The organism is Burkholderia sp. HI4860 (assembly GCF_002223045.2).
In the GTDB taxonomy this organism is placed as follows: Bacteria; Pseudomonadota; Gammaproteobacteria; order Burkholderiales; family Burkholderiaceae; genus Burkholderia.
Genome location: NZ_NKFO02000003.1, coordinates 491,861 through 506,642 on the forward strand (window position 1 = coordinate 491,861; position 14,782 = coordinate 506,642).

The 14,782-nt window shown below is 65.3% G+C and carries 28 protein-coding genes; 19 read left to right on the forward strand and 9 right to left on the reverse strand.

The window, feature by feature from the left end:
- Positions 1–4: 4 nt before the first annotated feature.
- From CFB34_RS17475 to CFB34_RS17515, 9 genes are all read right to left on the reverse strand, one after another.
- Positions 5–319 (reverse strand): hypothetical protein, encoded by a 315-nt coding sequence (locus tag CFB34_RS17475; protein WP_089439733.1) that lies wholly within the window; start codon positions 317–319, stop codon positions 5–7.
- Positions 319–834, reverse strand: coding sequence for a hypothetical protein (locus CFB34_RS17480; RefSeq protein ID WP_242808673.1), 516 nt, complete (start codon positions 832–834; stop codon positions 319–321). Before CFB34_RS17480 ends, CFB34_RS17475 begins: the two co-directional genes overlap by 1 nt.
- Positions 831–1,814, reverse strand: a complete 984-nt coding sequence (locus CFB34_RS17485; protein WP_089439732.1) for a helix-turn-helix domain-containing protein — start codon at positions 1,812–1,814, stop codon at positions 831–833. Before CFB34_RS17485 ends, CFB34_RS17480 begins: the two co-directional genes overlap by 4 nt.
- Positions 1,811–2,071 carry a hypothetical protein gene (locus tag CFB34_RS17490; protein WP_143329428.1) on the reverse strand — a complete coding sequence of 87 codons (261 nt, stop codon included), beginning with the start codon at positions 2,069–2,071 and terminating at the stop codon, positions 1,811–1,813. Before CFB34_RS17490 ends, CFB34_RS17485 begins: the two co-directional genes overlap by 4 nt.
- Positions 2,068–2,379, reverse strand: a complete 312-nt coding sequence (locus CFB34_RS17495; RefSeq protein ID WP_089439731.1) for a DUF4406 domain-containing protein — start codon at positions 2,377–2,379, stop codon at positions 2,068–2,070. Before CFB34_RS17495 ends, CFB34_RS17490 begins: the two co-directional genes overlap by 4 nt.
- A 10-nt stretch (positions 2,380–2,389) precedes the next feature.
- Positions 2,390–2,668 carry a hypothetical protein gene (locus CFB34_RS17500; RefSeq protein WP_089439730.1) on the reverse strand — a complete coding sequence of 93 codons (279 nt, stop codon included), beginning with the start codon at positions 2,666–2,668 and terminating at the stop codon, positions 2,390–2,392.
- The gene (locus tag CFB34_RS17505; protein WP_089439729.1) at positions 2,665–2,934 is read right to left on the reverse strand and encodes a helix-turn-helix domain-containing protein; all 270 of its coding nucleotides are present in this window, start codon (positions 2,932–2,934) and stop codon (positions 2,665–2,667) included. The genes CFB34_RS17500 and CFB34_RS17505 overlap by 4 nt, the downstream gene beginning before the upstream one ends.
- Before the next feature lie 76 nt (positions 2,935–3,010).
- Positions 3,011–3,277, reverse strand: coding sequence for a hypothetical protein (locus CFB34_RS17510; RefSeq protein ID WP_143329427.1), 267 nt, complete (start codon positions 3,275–3,277; stop codon positions 3,011–3,013).
- Positions 3,278–3,449: 172 nt separating this feature from the next.
- Positions 3,450–3,941 carry a YmfL family putative regulatory protein gene (locus tag CFB34_RS17515; protein ID WP_278190119.1) on the reverse strand — a complete coding sequence of 164 codons (492 nt, stop codon included), beginning with the start codon at positions 3,939–3,941 and terminating at the stop codon, positions 3,450–3,452.
- A 120-nt stretch (positions 3,942–4,061) separates the two neighbouring features.
- Between CFB34_RS17515 and CFB34_RS17520 the strand changes: the two genes are divergently transcribed.
- The 19 genes from CFB34_RS17520 (at position 4,062) to CFB34_RS17605 (ending at position 14,709) form a co-directional block, all read left to right on the forward strand.
- Positions 4,062–4,919 carry a hypothetical protein gene (locus CFB34_RS17520; RefSeq protein WP_242808674.1) on the forward strand — a complete coding sequence of 286 codons (858 nt, stop codon included), beginning with the start codon at positions 4,062–4,064 and terminating at the stop codon, positions 4,917–4,919.
- Positions 4,882–5,106, forward strand: a complete 225-nt coding sequence (locus CFB34_RS17525) for a hypothetical protein (protein ID WP_143329425.1) — start codon at positions 4,882–4,884, stop codon at positions 5,104–5,106. The genes CFB34_RS17520 and CFB34_RS17525 overlap by 38 nt, the downstream gene beginning before the upstream one ends.
- Before the next feature lie 2 nt (positions 5,107–5,108).
- Positions 5,109–5,513, forward strand: coding sequence for a hypothetical protein (locus CFB34_RS17530; RefSeq protein ID WP_242808675.1), 405 nt, complete (start codon positions 5,109–5,111; stop codon positions 5,511–5,513).
- Positions 5,510–5,872 carry a hypothetical protein gene (locus tag CFB34_RS17535; RefSeq protein ID WP_089439723.1) on the forward strand — a complete coding sequence of 121 codons (363 nt, stop codon included), beginning with the start codon at positions 5,510–5,512 and terminating at the stop codon, positions 5,870–5,872. Before CFB34_RS17530 ends, CFB34_RS17535 begins: the two co-directional genes overlap by 4 nt.
- 114 nt (positions 5,873–5,986) lie before the next feature.
- Positions 5,987–6,226, forward strand: a complete 240-nt coding sequence (locus tag CFB34_RS17540) for a hypothetical protein (protein WP_089439722.1) — start codon at positions 5,987–5,989, stop codon at positions 6,224–6,226.
- A 100-nt stretch (positions 6,227–6,326) separates the two neighbouring features.
- The gene (locus CFB34_RS39065) at positions 6,327–6,461 is read left to right on the forward strand and encodes a hypothetical protein (RefSeq protein ID WP_256979855.1); all 135 of its coding nucleotides are present in this window, start codon (positions 6,327–6,329) and stop codon (positions 6,459–6,461) included.
- Between the two features lie 2 nt (positions 6,462–6,463).
- Entirely contained in the window at positions 6,464–6,667 is a 204-nt protein-coding gene (locus CFB34_RS17545; RefSeq protein WP_089439721.1) for a hypothetical protein, read from the forward strand.
- Positions 6,664–6,867: a hypothetical protein gene (locus tag CFB34_RS17550; RefSeq protein ID WP_089439720.1), complete on the forward strand. Its 204-nt coding sequence runs from the start codon at positions 6,664–6,666 to the stop codon at positions 6,865–6,867. Before CFB34_RS17545 ends, CFB34_RS17550 begins: the two co-directional genes overlap by 4 nt.
- 8 nt (positions 6,868–6,875) lie before the next feature.
- Positions 6,876–7,514: a ribonuclease H-like domain-containing protein gene (locus CFB34_RS17555; protein WP_089439719.1), complete on the forward strand. Its 639-nt coding sequence runs from the start codon at positions 6,876–6,878 to the stop codon at positions 7,512–7,514.
- Positions 7,515–7,545: 31 nt separating this feature from the next.
- Positions 7,546–7,890 (forward strand): hypothetical protein, encoded by a 345-nt coding sequence (locus CFB34_RS17560; protein WP_089439718.1) that lies wholly within the window; start codon positions 7,546–7,548, stop codon positions 7,888–7,890.
- A 33-nt stretch (positions 7,891–7,923) separates the two neighbouring features.
- Entirely contained in the window at positions 7,924–8,784 is an 861-nt protein-coding gene (locus CFB34_RS17565; RefSeq protein ID WP_089439717.1) for a DUF2303 family protein, read from the forward strand.
- A gap of 223 nt (positions 8,785–9,007) precedes the next feature.
- Positions 9,008–10,804 carry a DNA cytosine methyltransferase gene (locus CFB34_RS17570; protein ID WP_089439716.1) on the forward strand — a complete coding sequence of 599 codons (1,797 nt, stop codon included), beginning with the start codon at positions 9,008–9,010 and terminating at the stop codon, positions 10,802–10,804.
- 17 nt (positions 10,805–10,821) lie between these two features.
- Positions 10,822–11,484 (forward strand): hypothetical protein, encoded by a 663-nt coding sequence (locus tag CFB34_RS17575; protein ID WP_242808676.1) that lies wholly within the window; start codon positions 10,822–10,824, stop codon positions 11,482–11,484.
- The gene (locus CFB34_RS17580; RefSeq protein WP_242808677.1) at positions 11,484–11,834 is read left to right on the forward strand and encodes a hypothetical protein; all 351 of its coding nucleotides are present in this window, start codon (positions 11,484–11,486) and stop codon (positions 11,832–11,834) included. Before CFB34_RS17575 ends, CFB34_RS17580 begins: the two co-directional genes overlap by 1 nt.
- Positions 11,831–12,121 carry a hypothetical protein gene (locus tag CFB34_RS17585; RefSeq protein WP_089439715.1) on the forward strand — a complete coding sequence of 97 codons (291 nt, stop codon included), beginning with the start codon at positions 11,831–11,833 and terminating at the stop codon, positions 12,119–12,121. Before CFB34_RS17580 ends, CFB34_RS17585 begins: the two co-directional genes overlap by 4 nt.
- Complete coding sequence (locus CFB34_RS17590; RefSeq protein WP_089439714.1) at positions 12,118–12,606, forward strand: DUF1643 domain-containing protein; 489 nt, start codon at positions 12,118–12,120, stop codon at positions 12,604–12,606. The genes CFB34_RS17585 and CFB34_RS17590 overlap by 4 nt, the downstream gene beginning before the upstream one ends.
- Positions 12,603–13,367, forward strand: coding sequence for a hypothetical protein (locus CFB34_RS17595; protein WP_089440379.1), 765 nt, complete (start codon positions 12,603–12,605; stop codon positions 13,365–13,367). Before CFB34_RS17590 ends, CFB34_RS17595 begins: the two co-directional genes overlap by 4 nt.
- The gene (locus CFB34_RS17600; RefSeq protein WP_089439713.1) at positions 13,364–13,606 is read left to right on the forward strand and encodes a DUF4224 domain-containing protein; all 243 of its coding nucleotides are present in this window, start codon (positions 13,364–13,366) and stop codon (positions 13,604–13,606) included. Before CFB34_RS17595 ends, CFB34_RS17600 begins: the two co-directional genes overlap by 4 nt.
- On the forward strand, positions 13,603–14,709 hold the full coding sequence (locus CFB34_RS17605) for a tyrosine-type recombinase/integrase (RefSeq protein WP_089439712.1): 1,107 nt from the start codon (positions 13,603–13,605) through the stop codon (positions 14,707–14,709). The genes CFB34_RS17600 and CFB34_RS17605 overlap by 4 nt, the downstream gene beginning before the upstream one ends.
- The last annotated feature ends 73 nt before the right edge of the window (positions 14,710–14,782 follow it).

Here is a 14,782-nt window from a genome sequence, read left to right on the forward strand (position 1 = left end):
GCATCTATCGCTGCACTCCCAGCGCCGCGACCTGGCGTCGATCCGCGAGCAGATCCACGACCTTCTCGATGGTGTCGTTCAACACGGTCATTTCGGTTTTCTTCAGCACCGACCAGATGCGCTTCTGCCCGTGGATGCCGTTGTGCTGCCCGCGATGGCAGTCCGCGCACAACGGGATCGACGTGAACCACTGGCCCTGCTCGATCTCGTGCGCTTCGCTCGGCCCGGTCTGCCCGCAGCAGCCGCAATCCATCGCCTTGACCAGGCCGATGTATGCGCGCTCAGCGACGGTCGGCGCCTTCTTGTTCTTCGTCTGCATCAGAACGTCTCCCGAACCCACTCACCTTTCACGCGGCGCACCGCGCTGAATCGGTAGTAGGGATAGAGCTCGGCCGCCACCTTGATCTTCACGCGCGCGTCGTCGGTCCAGTGACCCTTGACCTCGTGAATCTCGCGCGTGCCATCGGGCAGCACGATCGCGAAGTCCGGCGTGTACCAGGTGCGGTCTGCGAGCCTCAGCTTCAGCGACTCGAACTTGAATTCGAGGATCTCGCCGACGTGCACGCGCGCGGTGAGCAGCTCGGCGTACGCGGCCTCGGTCTTGTTCATGCGGCCGCCCGGCAGCCGACCGAGCGCCTGCATGCGCTGCAGCGGCGTCGGGGCCGCGACGGCCGGCGCGCCGCCGACCAGCCGAGCGGTCGCAGCATCGAGCGGCACCGGGCCTGCGGCAGCGAGCCGGGCCGCCGTGTCGGCAACCATGCCGCGCACGCGCGCGGTGCCGAACACGCCGCCGGCGATCGCGCTCTCGGGATAGCGAAGTGCGTTCTTGCTCATGACGGGTAGTCGTCCACGGGCATCAGCGCGTCGCCGAACGTCGTGCGCGCGAACTGGTACAGGTCGACGGCATTGAAGCGTTGCGCGTCGGCCATCACGAATTCCGCCGCCTTGCGATCGTTCGCCGCTCGCACGACGATCACCCGGTAGTAGCGCCAGTCCTCGTCCGGTTTCCGATCACGCGTGCCCAGTTGCTTCGCCTGCGCCTCGACGCCCTGCGGCGACTCGAACCAGCGGACATCGCCGCCTGACGATTGCGACGTGCCCGCGCCGCCCTTCAGCGGCGGCTCCTTCCGCACCCAGTTGCGCCACGTCGCCTCCCAGTCCGTCTTGCGCCCCTTCACTCCCGGTTGCGCGATCCAGTGGTCCCGGAACGCAGCGGCGACCTTGCGCACGTGCTCTTCAGTCCACGTCGGCTGCTCCTGGAGCGCCCAGAGCGCAAGCTTCTTCGTCAATACCCAGTCGGGCGGCAGACGCGCACCCTGCGCGGATGCTTTCGGCCCAGAGTTGTCCACAGGGGCCGATTTCGGAGTGCGGCCGGTTCCCTGTGGATTCTCTTTAAGGTTATTGGTGGTTCTGGGTGCCAAATTGGCGGGGGTTTCCGTCGATTTTGGCGGGGGTGTCCCGTCGATTTTGGCGGGGGTGGGTGCCAAATTGGCGGGGGTGTCATCTTGGCGGGGGTGCCGTTCTTGCGGGGGTGCCAATTTGGCGGGGGTTGAGAGCGGAAACTTCGATTCGTGCACCTGGTACGTCGTGCTGCGGCCCTTGCGGAACGAGCGCGAAATGATGCCGGCCTGCTCGAGGTCGTCGAGGTGCCGCTGTACCGTCCGCTCGCCCATCGAGCACTTGCGGCGGATCGTCTCCACGGACGGCCAGCACACGCCTTCGTCATTCGCGGTATCGCAGACGGCGACGAGCACGAACTTCGCGCCGGTCGCCAGCGTCGTGCGCCACGCCTGGTTCATCAGATGGATGCTCACGGGCGCCCCCCGTTCGGATAGATCATCTTCGGGTCGGTCGCCCACATGGGGTGCTGGGCCTTGCCGTCGCCGCGGTCGATCTTCGCTTTCAGCTGCTCGGCGGCAAGGCACAGGCGGTTGTACGCCTCGACGGAACCCAGCTGCGTTTCGAGGTCGTTCACCGTGTTGAACAAGCCCCACTCGCACGGGCGCACGATGCGCTTCGGGGCGGGACGGTTGGTTTCCTGGGGAACAGGCAGTTGTCGAATGTCGCTCATGCCGCGAGGCCCTCGACGATATCGACCGCGCGGAACACGGCGTGCCCGAGCGTCAGCGCGATCGTGTATTCGAGCGAAGCGCCGCGTGACGTCTGCCAGCCTTCGAGCATGGCGATCGCGTCGCAGTCGACCAGGTGCTTGATGTCCGTCCGCATGCACTGCAGCCAGTCGGCCGCCGGATCGGCGTTCAGCTCGGCCGGATTGACCACGTCATACCCGAGGGCACGCAGGCGCGCCGCCTCGGCGTGGAAGGCTGGGAAATTCAGTTGGGGATGCCCTGTCATCGGGCCGGCGATGTAGACGCGCATGGTGCCCTCCTCAATGGCCGCAGGGCATCGACGTGCCCGATACCTTCACGCCGCACGACAGGCATCGCATGCCGATCATCAGCGCGCGGCGGATGTACCGGTCCGCGAACTCGTCGATCGTCACGTGCAAGTCAGCCTCGACCACGTGGCGCGCGATGAGCTGACCGTCGACCTTCATGCGCAGGCGTGCGCCGCCCGGCGCTTCGTGAACTACGACGTGCACGCCGGCGTCGTCGCCGGCCAGCTCTGTCGCGCGCTGGGTAATCTCGTGAGCGGTCAGGCGCATCATGCCGGCACCTCGACGCCGAGCAGCACGCGATAGACCTTCCCCTTGCCGGGCACCTTCATCGTCTCGATCCAGCCCAGCTCCTCGAGATCCTTGATCGCGCCGCGCACCGCGCTTTCGCTCATGCCGCAGCGGAACGCGAGCGCCTGCACGGTCGGATAGCATTCGCGGTTCGTCAGGTGCGCGAGTCGCGCGATCGCGAGCAGCACGACCTTCTTCAGGGCGGGCAGCTCGATCTCCCACGCGAGGTTTTCGTGGTGGAGGCTCATCGGGGATTCCTCAGGCAGAAAAGGATCGACACGGCGATACACGCCGCCATGCCGAAGGTCAGGATGTCGGCGTCCATCAGGAGGTGCGCCGCAATTGGAAGTAGCGCGCCGCCGGGCCGCACGCGTGGAACGTGATCGCGCGCTCGACGCCAACCAGCGGGTGACGGTGAATGACGACGTCGGGCGTGCTGCCCGGATTGAGAGGTTCGGGATGCATCGTGCGGCCGCACCGCGCGAATTCCCATTTCCACGGAAGCAGACCGAACAGCGAGATCGGGCCGGTGTCCGGCTTCACATGCTGGCAGTCGCGGCAGTTGGGTGTGCCTTTCCCCGGTGCTGTCATGTCGGTTTTTCCGTTCTTAGGTAGCGCCCTATGGGGCGATTCTTGGTGTTCTCCCCCGTGGCTTTCCGGGGTGTCAGCGGTTCAGCACATTCCACTTCCGCTCGTGGTAAGGGGCCGAGCCCCCGCTCTCAAACCCCGCTCCCGCGGGCCGCATGTGCAATGCGTGTCGAAATCAGGCCGTGCGAAGCCCGCGCGCCGCCGACGTCTCGTCGGTCGACTCGTTCGATCGGTAAATGCGGAAAGTGAGCTGCAGCAGCTCCTGGATGTGCCGGTGCGCGTCGTGCGCGATGCGCTCGAGCTCGGCCTTCTCGTGGTCGTCGACGACGCCGTCGGCGATTGCCTGCGCATGCGTGCGCGCGAGCACGCCGAGCTGGTCGAGGATCAGCGTGAACTTCGTCAGCAGCTCCTGGTTGTCGCATTGGTCATCAAGACCCGGCAGCTGCACGAACATGCCGCCGGTGATGCGTGCAACGGCCTCGGCGAAGTCGCTGCGGCCGGACAGCGTCTGCATCGCGAGCGCGTGCTCGGTGTGCAGCACCTGCCCCTTCACCTCGTAGATGCGGTTCTGCAGGCTCGCGGCCGACATGCCGAGCGCCGTCGCCATCGCTTCCGATCCCCCCGGGAACGCGCGGCACATGGCTTGGTAGGCTTTCCTCAGACCCATAGTGATTGGTCCCTCGTTCAGTGGTTACGCCGTGTGTCCGGCGAGCGGAGAATTCGAACCGTCATCAGCAGCGGGCGCAGGCGGAAGCGGCCGGATCGGCTCGTTGACGAGTTCGGGCCAATGCTCTTTCCAGTCATCAAGGCGAAACCAGCGGCGGTCGACACCCGTCGAGCACTCGATCCGATATGCCCGCCGCGGCGGGATGGGCCGTTTCCCATTCGCCCACTGCTGATACGTCTGCGGTCGGACGCCGACGAGTCGCGCAAGGGGCGCTTGCCCGCCCGCGATCGCCGCTGCTCGCTGCAATGCGAGGCCGGTATCGGTGTTCATAGGGAGTCGGGGATTGTGGTGACAGACAAAATAATAAGGCATTACCTTACGACAAGCAAGGCATTGCCGTATCTGCCTGCGTACGTGCCTAATAAGGCAATGCTTACCGGTAAGGAACTGGGCGACGCATTGCGCGCTGCCATCGAGAAAAAGGCGGTCACCAAAAAGGCCGTGGCCGATCATTTCGGCGTAAAGCCACCGTCCGTTCAGGACTGGATGAACTTCGGGCGGATCGGCAAAAAGCACCTCAACGAACTCGTGTCGTACTTCTCCGACGTCGTCGGGCCGGAGCATTGGGGCATCGCGCCCATCGATATCCTGTTCAGCGATAGCGAGGGCCGGTTAACGGTCGTCCAACTGAAAGATATAGCCGGGACATCTACCGATGACAGCCGCGTCGTACCGGGTGCGAAACTTTCCGTAAACGAAACGTCAGAGCGCATTGCTTCACAAATCGTTGCACTGACGCGGGCCGGCCTCCTGGATGAGCGTGGCCTCGCGCTCATCGAGCGCGAGATGCGGCGTTACGTGGCGGCCGCCGACCCCACAACGGACAATGACGCAGCCGGGAAGCTGAGCGACCTGGAGGCGCCGGCACGAGGCGAACAAAATGAACGGCGAGGGCACGGGCGGCAACGTTCAAAGTAATGTCGTATCTTTCGAAGCTTTCAGGCGGAAAGCATCGACGCGGCGATATGGCCGCGTCTATTTGGCGGAGGATGCAACGGGCGATGTGGAATTTCGGATGGAGGGGGTAACAGAGCTCAACGCCCTTCCCTTCATGAAGCTGATGCTGCATCTGTCGGGACGCATGCTTAAAATCTACACGGGGTGACCATGAAAACAAGACTTCTGGCGGCCGCGGCCATCAGTGCCTTACTCTCCGGCTGCGCAACATACGATCTGTCGCTCATGCCTCGCGGGCCCGGAAAAATGGCACACGGCACGGCGAAGCAGATCGACAAATCGGTCGCGATCAGCATCAGCGACCGCATCTACAACGGAAAATATGCTTATGTGCAGGGCGGCTCGTTCACGCTCGGCACTGCGTTTTCCGGTGGCCAGACGGCAACAGGCAATGCAACTTCGATCAGCGCGGTCGGCAATGGGAACGTTCTCGCGCAATCTGACGACGGACATAATCTGCGCTGCGTCTTCTCATTCAGCGGATGGAGCCAGTCTGGAACCGGCACATGCCTGACTGACGACAACCAGCTATACGACCTACAGATTTCGAGATGAGCCGCGTCGAAGGTATAAAGCGCATCGGGACCATGATTCGTATTACAGGAATTCTATGGCTCGGTGCGCTCCTGATTGCCGCCGCGGCCGGGATGATGCATGCCCATAAAGAAGCCTCGGCGGCCACGCAAGCTGCCGCGGAAATGAGACAGCAATACGGCACCTTAAGCGATGCCGAGTTGCAGGCGGTATTGACTGCTACTAGTCCAATGTCGGCTGCACGCAACATATCCCCTTGGTATTCGCGGGACACGGCGCAGATGGCATATCTTTGCATCGCGATCGGCGTATTCGGTGCCCTTTCCGCTTTCGCACTGGCATGGATCCTCGACGGATTCGCCGCACCACCCAAGGCTTAGCTTCCGGAAATCCCGCCCAGGCGGGATTTTTTCCGTACCGAAAATAAGGCATTGCCTATTGACATCAAATAAGGCAATGCCTAAGATGCCTCTCACCCACTCAGGGAGAGGCCCATGCTCAAGAAGACAATCTCCGCCGTCCGGCGGGCCGCCAGCGCGCCCCGCCTGAAGAAGCCGCGCACCTCCGGCGACTTCGAAGCGATCACGCGCGCGCAGCTGAAGCGCGATCGCCGGGCCGCGAAGCTCGAGCGCGACACGTTCATCCAGCGCTGCACCTACTACGTGACCCGCGATGCGGCTGTCGCGGAAGAAGCGCGACGCGTGCATGACCTGCTCGGCGAGCGTGCCGCATGAAGCCCCGCGCCGACTGGCTGCCGCTCGCGGTGCTCGCCTCGTTCTATCTGCTCCGCTCGGCCATCGCGCCGCCCGTCGAGCGCCTGATGGGGCTCTGGTCATGAAAGCCCTGCTCGCTTTCTGGGCGAAATCGTTCGCCGCCCTGCTCGCCGTCGTCCTGGTGCTCGCGCTCGCTCAGCAATGGGATGAAGCCGACACCGTCCGCGTGCGCGCCAGCATGCAGCGGAGCGCCTGACCATGGCCGACCGTCCCGACTACCAGCAACGTGTAATCGACGAGCACGCGCAGCTTGCAGAGCGGCTCGAGAAGCTTGAGCGGTTCGTGGCTTCCCCGAAGTTCGCAGAGCTGCACCGGTGCGACCGGTTTCTTTTGTCGGCCCAGTTCGGTGCGATGAAGCAGTACGAGCGAATTCTGCAGGAGCGCATCTGGAGGTTCGCATGACGACCACCGTTACCGACGCCATGATCGCGCGCGAATTCCGCCTGCAGCGCTGCCGCGGCTCGGCCGTCGACGCCATCACGAACCCGCTGATCCGCCGCTGTCTCGCGCTCGGCGCCGAAGCGCGCGCCGCCCGCGAAGCGGCCGCCGAACACTCCACCTACCGCGACGCGAAGTCCCGCGCCGCCAACGACAACGACTGAGGCACTCCATGACCGAATTCGGCAACTCCCTCATCTACGACATCGAGATCGCCAAGGCGATCTTGGGTCGCGGCGAAACGCGCATCGACGGCATCCAGTATTGCGATGGCTGGCAAGACCACGCCGGCATGGGGATCAGCGTCATCGGCGCGTACGACTACGCCGAGGCGCGCTACCGCGTGTTCTGCGCCGACAACTTCGAGGCGTTCCTCGAGCTGTGCTCCGACCGCGCGCCGCTCGTCTCGTTCAACGGTATCGGCTTCGACGACAAGGTGATCAACGCCGAGCTCGGAAAGGACATCGGCCTGATGCCGAGCTCGTTCCGTTACGACCTGCTGGCCGAGATCTGGCGCGCCGCCGGCCTCGATCCGACGTACGGCGGCAACTCACACGCCGGTTACGGCCTCGACGCGACGTGTGAGGCGAACTTCGGTATCCGCAAATCCGGCAACGGTGCGCATGCGCCGATCGCCTGGCAGCAGGGCCGCATCGGCGAGGTGATCGACTACTGCATCAACGACATCCGCCTTACGAAACGCCTGTTCGATCACGCCGTCGTGCTCGGCGAGCCGATCGTGCTCGCGAAGACCGGCGCATCGGTGCGCCTGCGCACGCTCGACCAGGTCGAGCGCACCTATCTCGGCTGACCACTGCACCCACATAACGGAGAACACGGACATGAGCACCCGACCCATCACCGACACCCTGCGCCATATCGGCGGGGGCGTCTTCATCGACCAGGCGAGCGACAAGCTGGCCGAGCTCGTCAACGCAGTCGACGCCAGCGGCAAGGCCGGCGTCCTGACCATCACGATCGCCGTCAAGAAGGCGACGCGCGGCGGTGCGATGCACATCGGCGGAAAGATCACGCTGAAGAAGCCCGCCGAGGATCCGATGGAAGCCATGTTGTTCGCGACGCCGGACGGCAACCTCATCGCGGACGATCCCCGCCAGCAGAAGCTGGACCTGAAGCGAGTCGACGGCGCTTCGGACACGCCGCCGGCCGCGCTCAAGACGGCCTAACCCTCCCTCCACTCGTAAGGAACGCTACAAGCTATGGACGACCTCAATCAAAACCTCGCCGAAACGCTGGCGCGCGAAATGAAGCAGCCGCTCGACATCGGCTCGAACACCGCGGCCGCTGTGCGGCGCATCGCACTGCCGCCGGGCTGGACGCTCGCCGAGAAGGACGAGCACAAGATGCTGCCAATGCCGCTGCGCAAGGTCGCGCGGGTGCGCGTACGCGACGCCGACAGCTTCATCGAATACGTGAAACGTCACGGCTCGCTGACTGACTGCACGATCTGGTGCCTCGCGGACTACGTGCAGGGCAAGATCGCGTTCACCGGCATCATCAACGACCACGGCGCGGACGAATCGAAGCCCGCATGGCGCGACCACCGCGCGCTGTTCTCGCCCGAGTTCAGCGAGGAATGGCGCCGCTGGACGGGCATGAACAAGAAGCAGCTCAGCCAGACCGAATTCGCCGCGTTGATCGAAGACAACCTGAAGGACATCGCGAGCCCGGACGGCTCCAATCTGCCCAGCGGCTCGGCCATGCTCGAAATGGCCCTGTCGTTCGAAGCGACGCAGGACATGCGGTTCAAGAGCGCGATCCGGCTGTCGAACGGCGGCGTCAACCTCTCGTTCGTGCAGGACGACGACGCGCAGACACTGCAGAAGATGTCGGTGTTCGAGCGCTTCGCGATCGGTGTACCCGTGTTCTGGAACGGCGACGCTTACCAGATCGACGCGCGCCTGCGCTACCGCGTGCGCGACGGCAAGCTCGCCTTCTGGTTCGAACTGATCCGCGCCGACAAGGTGCTCGAGGCCGCCGCCACGACCGTGATCAGCACGATCAAGGAAAAGACGGGCAACCCGTTCTTCTTCGGCAACCCCTTCGCGGGCGAAGAGTAACCCCCTTTCCCCATGGCCTGCCGCGCGCCCCCTCGAAACGCGCGGCACTTTCGGGGCGGATGTCTCGCCCCGCTTTTTTCCACCGGCTTCAACGGTGGGTGCTCGGAGTGACGGGTGGGCGCCGTCACAACCAGGCCTGCAGCGCCGGCACTTCATGCTACCCGCTGCCATATGCGAGCCGAGCACCCACCCCTGAAGCCAGACCATCGAACGGAGATCTCGCGTGAAGCGTGACCTGATGACCCTGCCGCTCGACCTCGGCAGCGAACTGATCGTCGACAACTTCGCCGGGGGCGGTGGCGCAAGCACCGGCCTCGAGCGCGCCTTCGGCCGCCCGGTCGATGTAGCGATCAACCACGATCCCGAGGCGCTCGCGATGCACGCGGCGAACCACCCGCACACGGCGCACCACTGCGAAAGCGTGTTCGACGTCGATCCCATCGCGATCACGGGCAACCAGCCGGTCGGCCTCGTCTGGCTGTCGCCCGACTGCAAGCACTTCAGCAAGGCGAAGGGCGGCAAGCCTGTATCGAAGAAGATCCGCGGGCTCGCGTGGATCGCGCTGCGCTGGGCCGCGACCGTGAAGCCGCGCGTGATCATGCTGGAGAACGTCGAGGAATTCGTGACGTGGGGGCCTCTGGGCGCGGACGGCCGGCCGTGCCCGAAGAACCGTGGCCGCACGTTCCGCTCGTTCGTGAATGCGCTCGCGCGCCACGGATACCACGTCGAGCACCGCGAGCTGCGCGCATGCGACTTCGGCGCGCCGACGATCCGGAAACGCCTGTTTCTCGTCGCGCGGCGCGACGGGCTGCCGATTGTTTGGCCGATGCCGACGCACGGCGACCCGAAGAGCGCGGCCGTGCGCGCCGGCACGCTGCAACCGTGGCGCACCGCGGCCGACTGCATCGATTGGTCGATCCCGTGCCCGTCGATCTTCGAGCGCGACCGTCCGTTGAAGGACGCGACGCTGCGCCGCATCGCGCGAGGCATCATGAAGTTCGTCGTGAATAGCGCGGATCCGTTCATCGTGCCGATCGCGCACTACAACGGCCGCGACAGCGTGCATGCCGGCGACGAGCCGCTGCGCACGATCACCGCACATCCCAAGGGTGGCAGTTTCGCCGTCTGCGTGCCGCACGTGACGAAGTTCCGTGCGAACAGCATCGGCAGCGCTGCCGATGCGCCGCTGCACACCGTGACCGCCGGCGGCGATTGCGCGCGGCCGGCCGGTGCCGCACATGCGATGGGCGTCGTCGCCGCGACGCTCGTGAAGAACAACTTCGGCGAAACGCCGTGTCAGGACGTCGCAGGGCCGCTGCATACCGTTACGACGCAAGGCAACAAATTCGGCGTCGTCGCGGCGACGCTGATCCAGACCAGCTACGGCGAGCGGGCCGGCCAGGCGCCACGCGTGCCGGGCCTCGACAAGCCGCTCGGCACGGTCGTCGCGCAGGGTGTGAAGCATGCGGCCGTGACCGCGTTCCTCGCGAAGCATTATGGCGGCCACGAATCGCCGGGCTCGTCGCTCAGCATGTCGATCGGCACGATCACGACGCAGGACCACCACCACCTGGTGACGTCGAACCTCATGAAGCTGCGCGGCACGAGCCGCGACGGTCAGCCGGTCGACGAACCGCTGCACACGATCAGCGCGGGCGGAACGCACCACGCCGAGGTGCGTGCGTTCCTGATCAAGTACTACGGCGAGGGCGGCCAGTGGCAGGACGCGCGCGAGCCGATGCACACGATCCCGACGCGCGATCGCATCGGCCTGGTCACGATCCACGGCGAGGACTACGCGATCGTCGACATCGGCATGCGCATGCTCACGCCGCGCGAGCTGGCCCGCGCACAGGGTTTTCCCGACAGCTACGTGCTCGACCCCGTCGTGAACGGTAAGCCGCTGTCGAAGTCGGCGCAGGTGCGCATGATCGGAAACAGCGTGTGTCCGGACGTCGCGACCGCGCTGATCCGCGCGAACTTCTCCCACGAACAGCAGCTCGCGCACATCGCGGCCTGACCACCGAGGACCACACCATGACCACCGACAAGAGCCAGCAGCGCGTGTTCACGTATCGCCATCAGCCCGACAACGTCGGTGCGTGGCGGCTCGGCGAGGCATGCCGCTCGGCGAAGCCCGGCGGCGATCCGATCGATCACGGGTTGAGCCTGCTTAAGGAACTGCAAGCGAAGGGCTTCGGCGTCGTCGCCCTCGACGGCGCGCCGCCAGTCCCTGCCGGATACGCGCTCGTGCCTGCGGCGCCGACGCCGGAATGGGTGCTCCGCTACTGCGAGTTCACGAATCGCGATCCGGTTGGCACGCAGCACGCGTCATCGATGGACGGATGGGTCGAATCGACCTTCGCTCAGGTTGCCGAGCGCGAACTCGCCCTCGCGATCCAATCTGCGCCGCCGGCGCCCGCGCCGCATGCCGATGACCTGGCCGTCGACCGCTTCTCGTCCGTGATGAAGGCGAAGCTCGCCGAGAAGCGCGCCGCAGGCCGCGGCGGCTGGGACGACCCGAAGCAGTGCCACGTCACGACCCTTGCGCGCTACCTGGTCGAGCACGTCGCCAAGGGCGATCCGGTCGACGTCGGCAACTTCGCGATGATGCTCCACCAGCGCGCCGCCGGGCCGCTCGTCCTACCGGCCGCGCTCCACGTCTACACGCATCCGGAACCACTGAAGGGAGGCAAGTAATGGCGACCCCGAAGAAGATCCCCGCCGCCGAGCGCGTGCTCGCCGTGATGGTCCCGGGTCAGGTCGAATGCCCATCCGTCCTCGCGAAGCGTTTCAGCACATCGGCTGCGATCCTGCGGCCGGTGCTCGAGCAGCTTGCGAACGACGGCGCCCTTTCCCGCGTGCGGCAGCCACACGTGAAACACCCGAACTACATCCTTGCCGGTAGCGAGAAGCGCGTCGAGCTGCGCGAGAAGTACGTCGGCACGCCGGCGGCGCCGCGCACTTACTTCGTCATGACGGGCGACCTCGATTCGTATGCGGCTGATATCCGGCGCCACGCCGACCTTTGCATGATGGTGCGGCGATGAGCTGCGGCTACGATGGCAAGCACTTCGGCGCGCCGTACATCGACGCAATGTGCATCGACGGCTACCTCTGGGATCTGGATAGCTGCGACGAGCCCGGCGGACCACTGCACAACGGCGGCGATATCCCGTGCCCAAGCTGCAACACCGACGAGTACGTCGAGTCCTGCGCGCCGGACGCGTGGACCGGCGGCAATGCTCAGCAGCGCCGCCGCGCGCGGCGGGCGCAGCTTCGGGCCGTCAAGGCCAATGTGCTGAAGCGGCTCGCCGCCGCCAGAGGTGCCCAATGAGCGCGATCATCAGCAACTGCTGCGGCTACCGGTACCGCCTCGAGCGCGACGTCGCGACGGCCGGCTTCGTTGTTGCCTTCTTCGGCGTGAACCCGTCACGTGCCGATGCCAGCGTGCGCGATCAGACCGATCTGAAATGGACCGGCTTCGCGCACCGCTGGGGCGCGCGCAAGTACATCGCCGGCAACCCCTTCGCCTGGCGCTCGCCGAACGTGCACGACCTGGTCGCCGTCGTCGACCCGATCGGCCCGGAGAACGACCTGCACCTCGCCCAGATCATCGCCGATGCCGATCTGCTCGTCCCGTGCTGGGGTGATCGCGGCAAGCTGCCGAAGAGCATGCGGCCGCGCCTCGACGTCGTCGCGAACATGCTCCGCGCCGCCGGCAAGCCGGTGAAGGTGTTCGGCCTGACCGCCAAGGGGGACCCGAAGCACCCACTGTTCCTCGGGTACGAAACCCAGCTTATCGAATGGAGCCTCCCGTGAAAGAGCGCCCGATCCTTTTCAGCGGCCCGATGGTGCGCGCCATCCTCGAAGGCCGGAAGACGCAGACGCGCCGCGTGATGAAGCCGCAGCCTGACACCCGCACGTCTGAAGTGACCGTGTGCCGCGATAAGTGGACGGGCGTCGGGCCGTCCAGCACCGGGGTCGGCACTTGCCAGTGGGATTCGTGGCAGAAGTCATCGTTTGCTGGCGGGGACAAGCTGTGGGTTCGTGAGACGTGCCGCGCTCACGAACTGACGGACGCGGAAGCTGAGGCCGACACGTACGGAGTTGTTGCTCGGAAAGGATTGGAAGCCCCTCCCTATGGCCTCGACGGCGTCGTGTACCCGGCCGACGGTGCGTTCCGCGAGATCAAAAACACTCTCGACGCGAGCGACGACTGGGGCTGGCTGCATGCCTACCGCGGCCAGCGCGGCGCCACGGTGCCAGCCATCCACATGCCACGGTGGGCGTCGCGCATCACGCTCGAAATCACCGCCGTGCGCGCCGAACGGTTGAAGTCAATCAGCGCCGCCGATGCACGGGCCGAAGGGCTCGAATATCGAGAGGACTACATCGCCGGCCAGCTCTGTCGCCGCTGGCGCTCCTACGGCTCGGCCGACGGCTGGTTTCCGGAAGGCCGCGACATCGCGCCTATCCACTCGTTTCAAACCCTATGGGACGGCCTCAACGCTGCCCGCGGCCATGGCTGGGATGCGAACCCCTGGGTATGGGTCGTTGAATTTCGGAGGATCGAATCATGAGCGAGCGCCTGATGAATGAGGCCGATCTCGTCCGCGTGACCGGCAAAAAGCGATACGGCAAACAGGCCGACTGGTTCAAGGCGACGTTCGGTATCGACGTCGTCACGGCCGCGAATGGCGCCGTGATCATGACCTGGTCGACCTTCGAGTCGCTCCAGGCGAAGAAAGCCGGCCTCGCCGGCGACGCGCCCGGCACGCGCGAGCGGCCGGCCCTCCGATCTGTCCACCGAGCTGCATGAGCCCGAAGCGAAAACTGCCGCTGCGCGTCTACGTGCGCGACGGCTCGTATTACTGGGTCCAGCCCTACACCGAGAAATGGAAGCGCCTGTGCCGCGTCGACGACGGCGAGGTGCGCATGCTCGAGCGGCTCGCCGCAGAAATGGCGAAGGTCGAGAAGATCGACGGTACGGGCAACATCCCGCACCTGGTCGACAAGTACGTGCGGCTGCACGAGAAGGACCACAAGGAAAACGCGTGGCCGGCCTACGGCCGCTACGTCAAGCGCGGGTTCGCCGACGTCGATATCGACCAGATGGACGTGCCCTATGTACGCCAGTTCCTGAAAGACAACTGGAAGGACAAGCTCGCCATGCAGCGCGTCATGCGCTCGTTTCTGTCCGGGTTCTTCGACTGGTGCATCGACCAGCGCCTGATGACGACGAACCCATGTCGCGACGTGAAGCTGAAGAAGCCGAAGCCGCGCACGACGCTGATCAGCGGCGACCACTTCGCGGCGATCCGGGACTGCATGCTGACCTTCACATACGAGCGCGGCGGGCGGCAGCTCACGGCCAAGGTGCCGACCGGCCCGATGATGCAGTGCTTCATCGACCTCTGCTACCTGACCGCGCAGCGCTCCACCGAAATCCGCAACCTGCGCTGGACCGTCGATCCGAAGGATCCCGACGGCTGCTCGTGGGTCGACCGCGCCGCCGGCGTGATCCACTTCAGGCCCTCAAAGACGGAGGATTCCAGCGGCGTCTCGGTCGACTTCCGGATCACGCCCGAAATAGAAGCGGTGCTCGAGCGCGCGCGCGGCATCGGCCGCGTGAAGGGCGTGCACGTGATCCACACGAAGCAGGGAACGCCCTACGCGGCGAACACGGTCCTGAAGGCGTGGAAGGTAGCGAAGAAGCGGGCCGGCCTGGAAGACGCCCGGTACACGATCAAGGACATCCGCGCGATGGCGCTCACGGACGCCGAGAGCGCCGGCTATGACATCGAGGCCCTGAAGGAAACGGCAGCGCACACGAACGAGAAACAGACCCTCGATTACATCAAGTCCAGAAACGTACCGACGAGCGAGGTTCGTCTACATGTACCACTGCGTGCGAGCGCTTGATTGTCCCCAAAAATTGCCCCACAGTGGTCCGCAAACCCGCGCCAGAACTTGCTCGTTTTATGTGCAACATTTT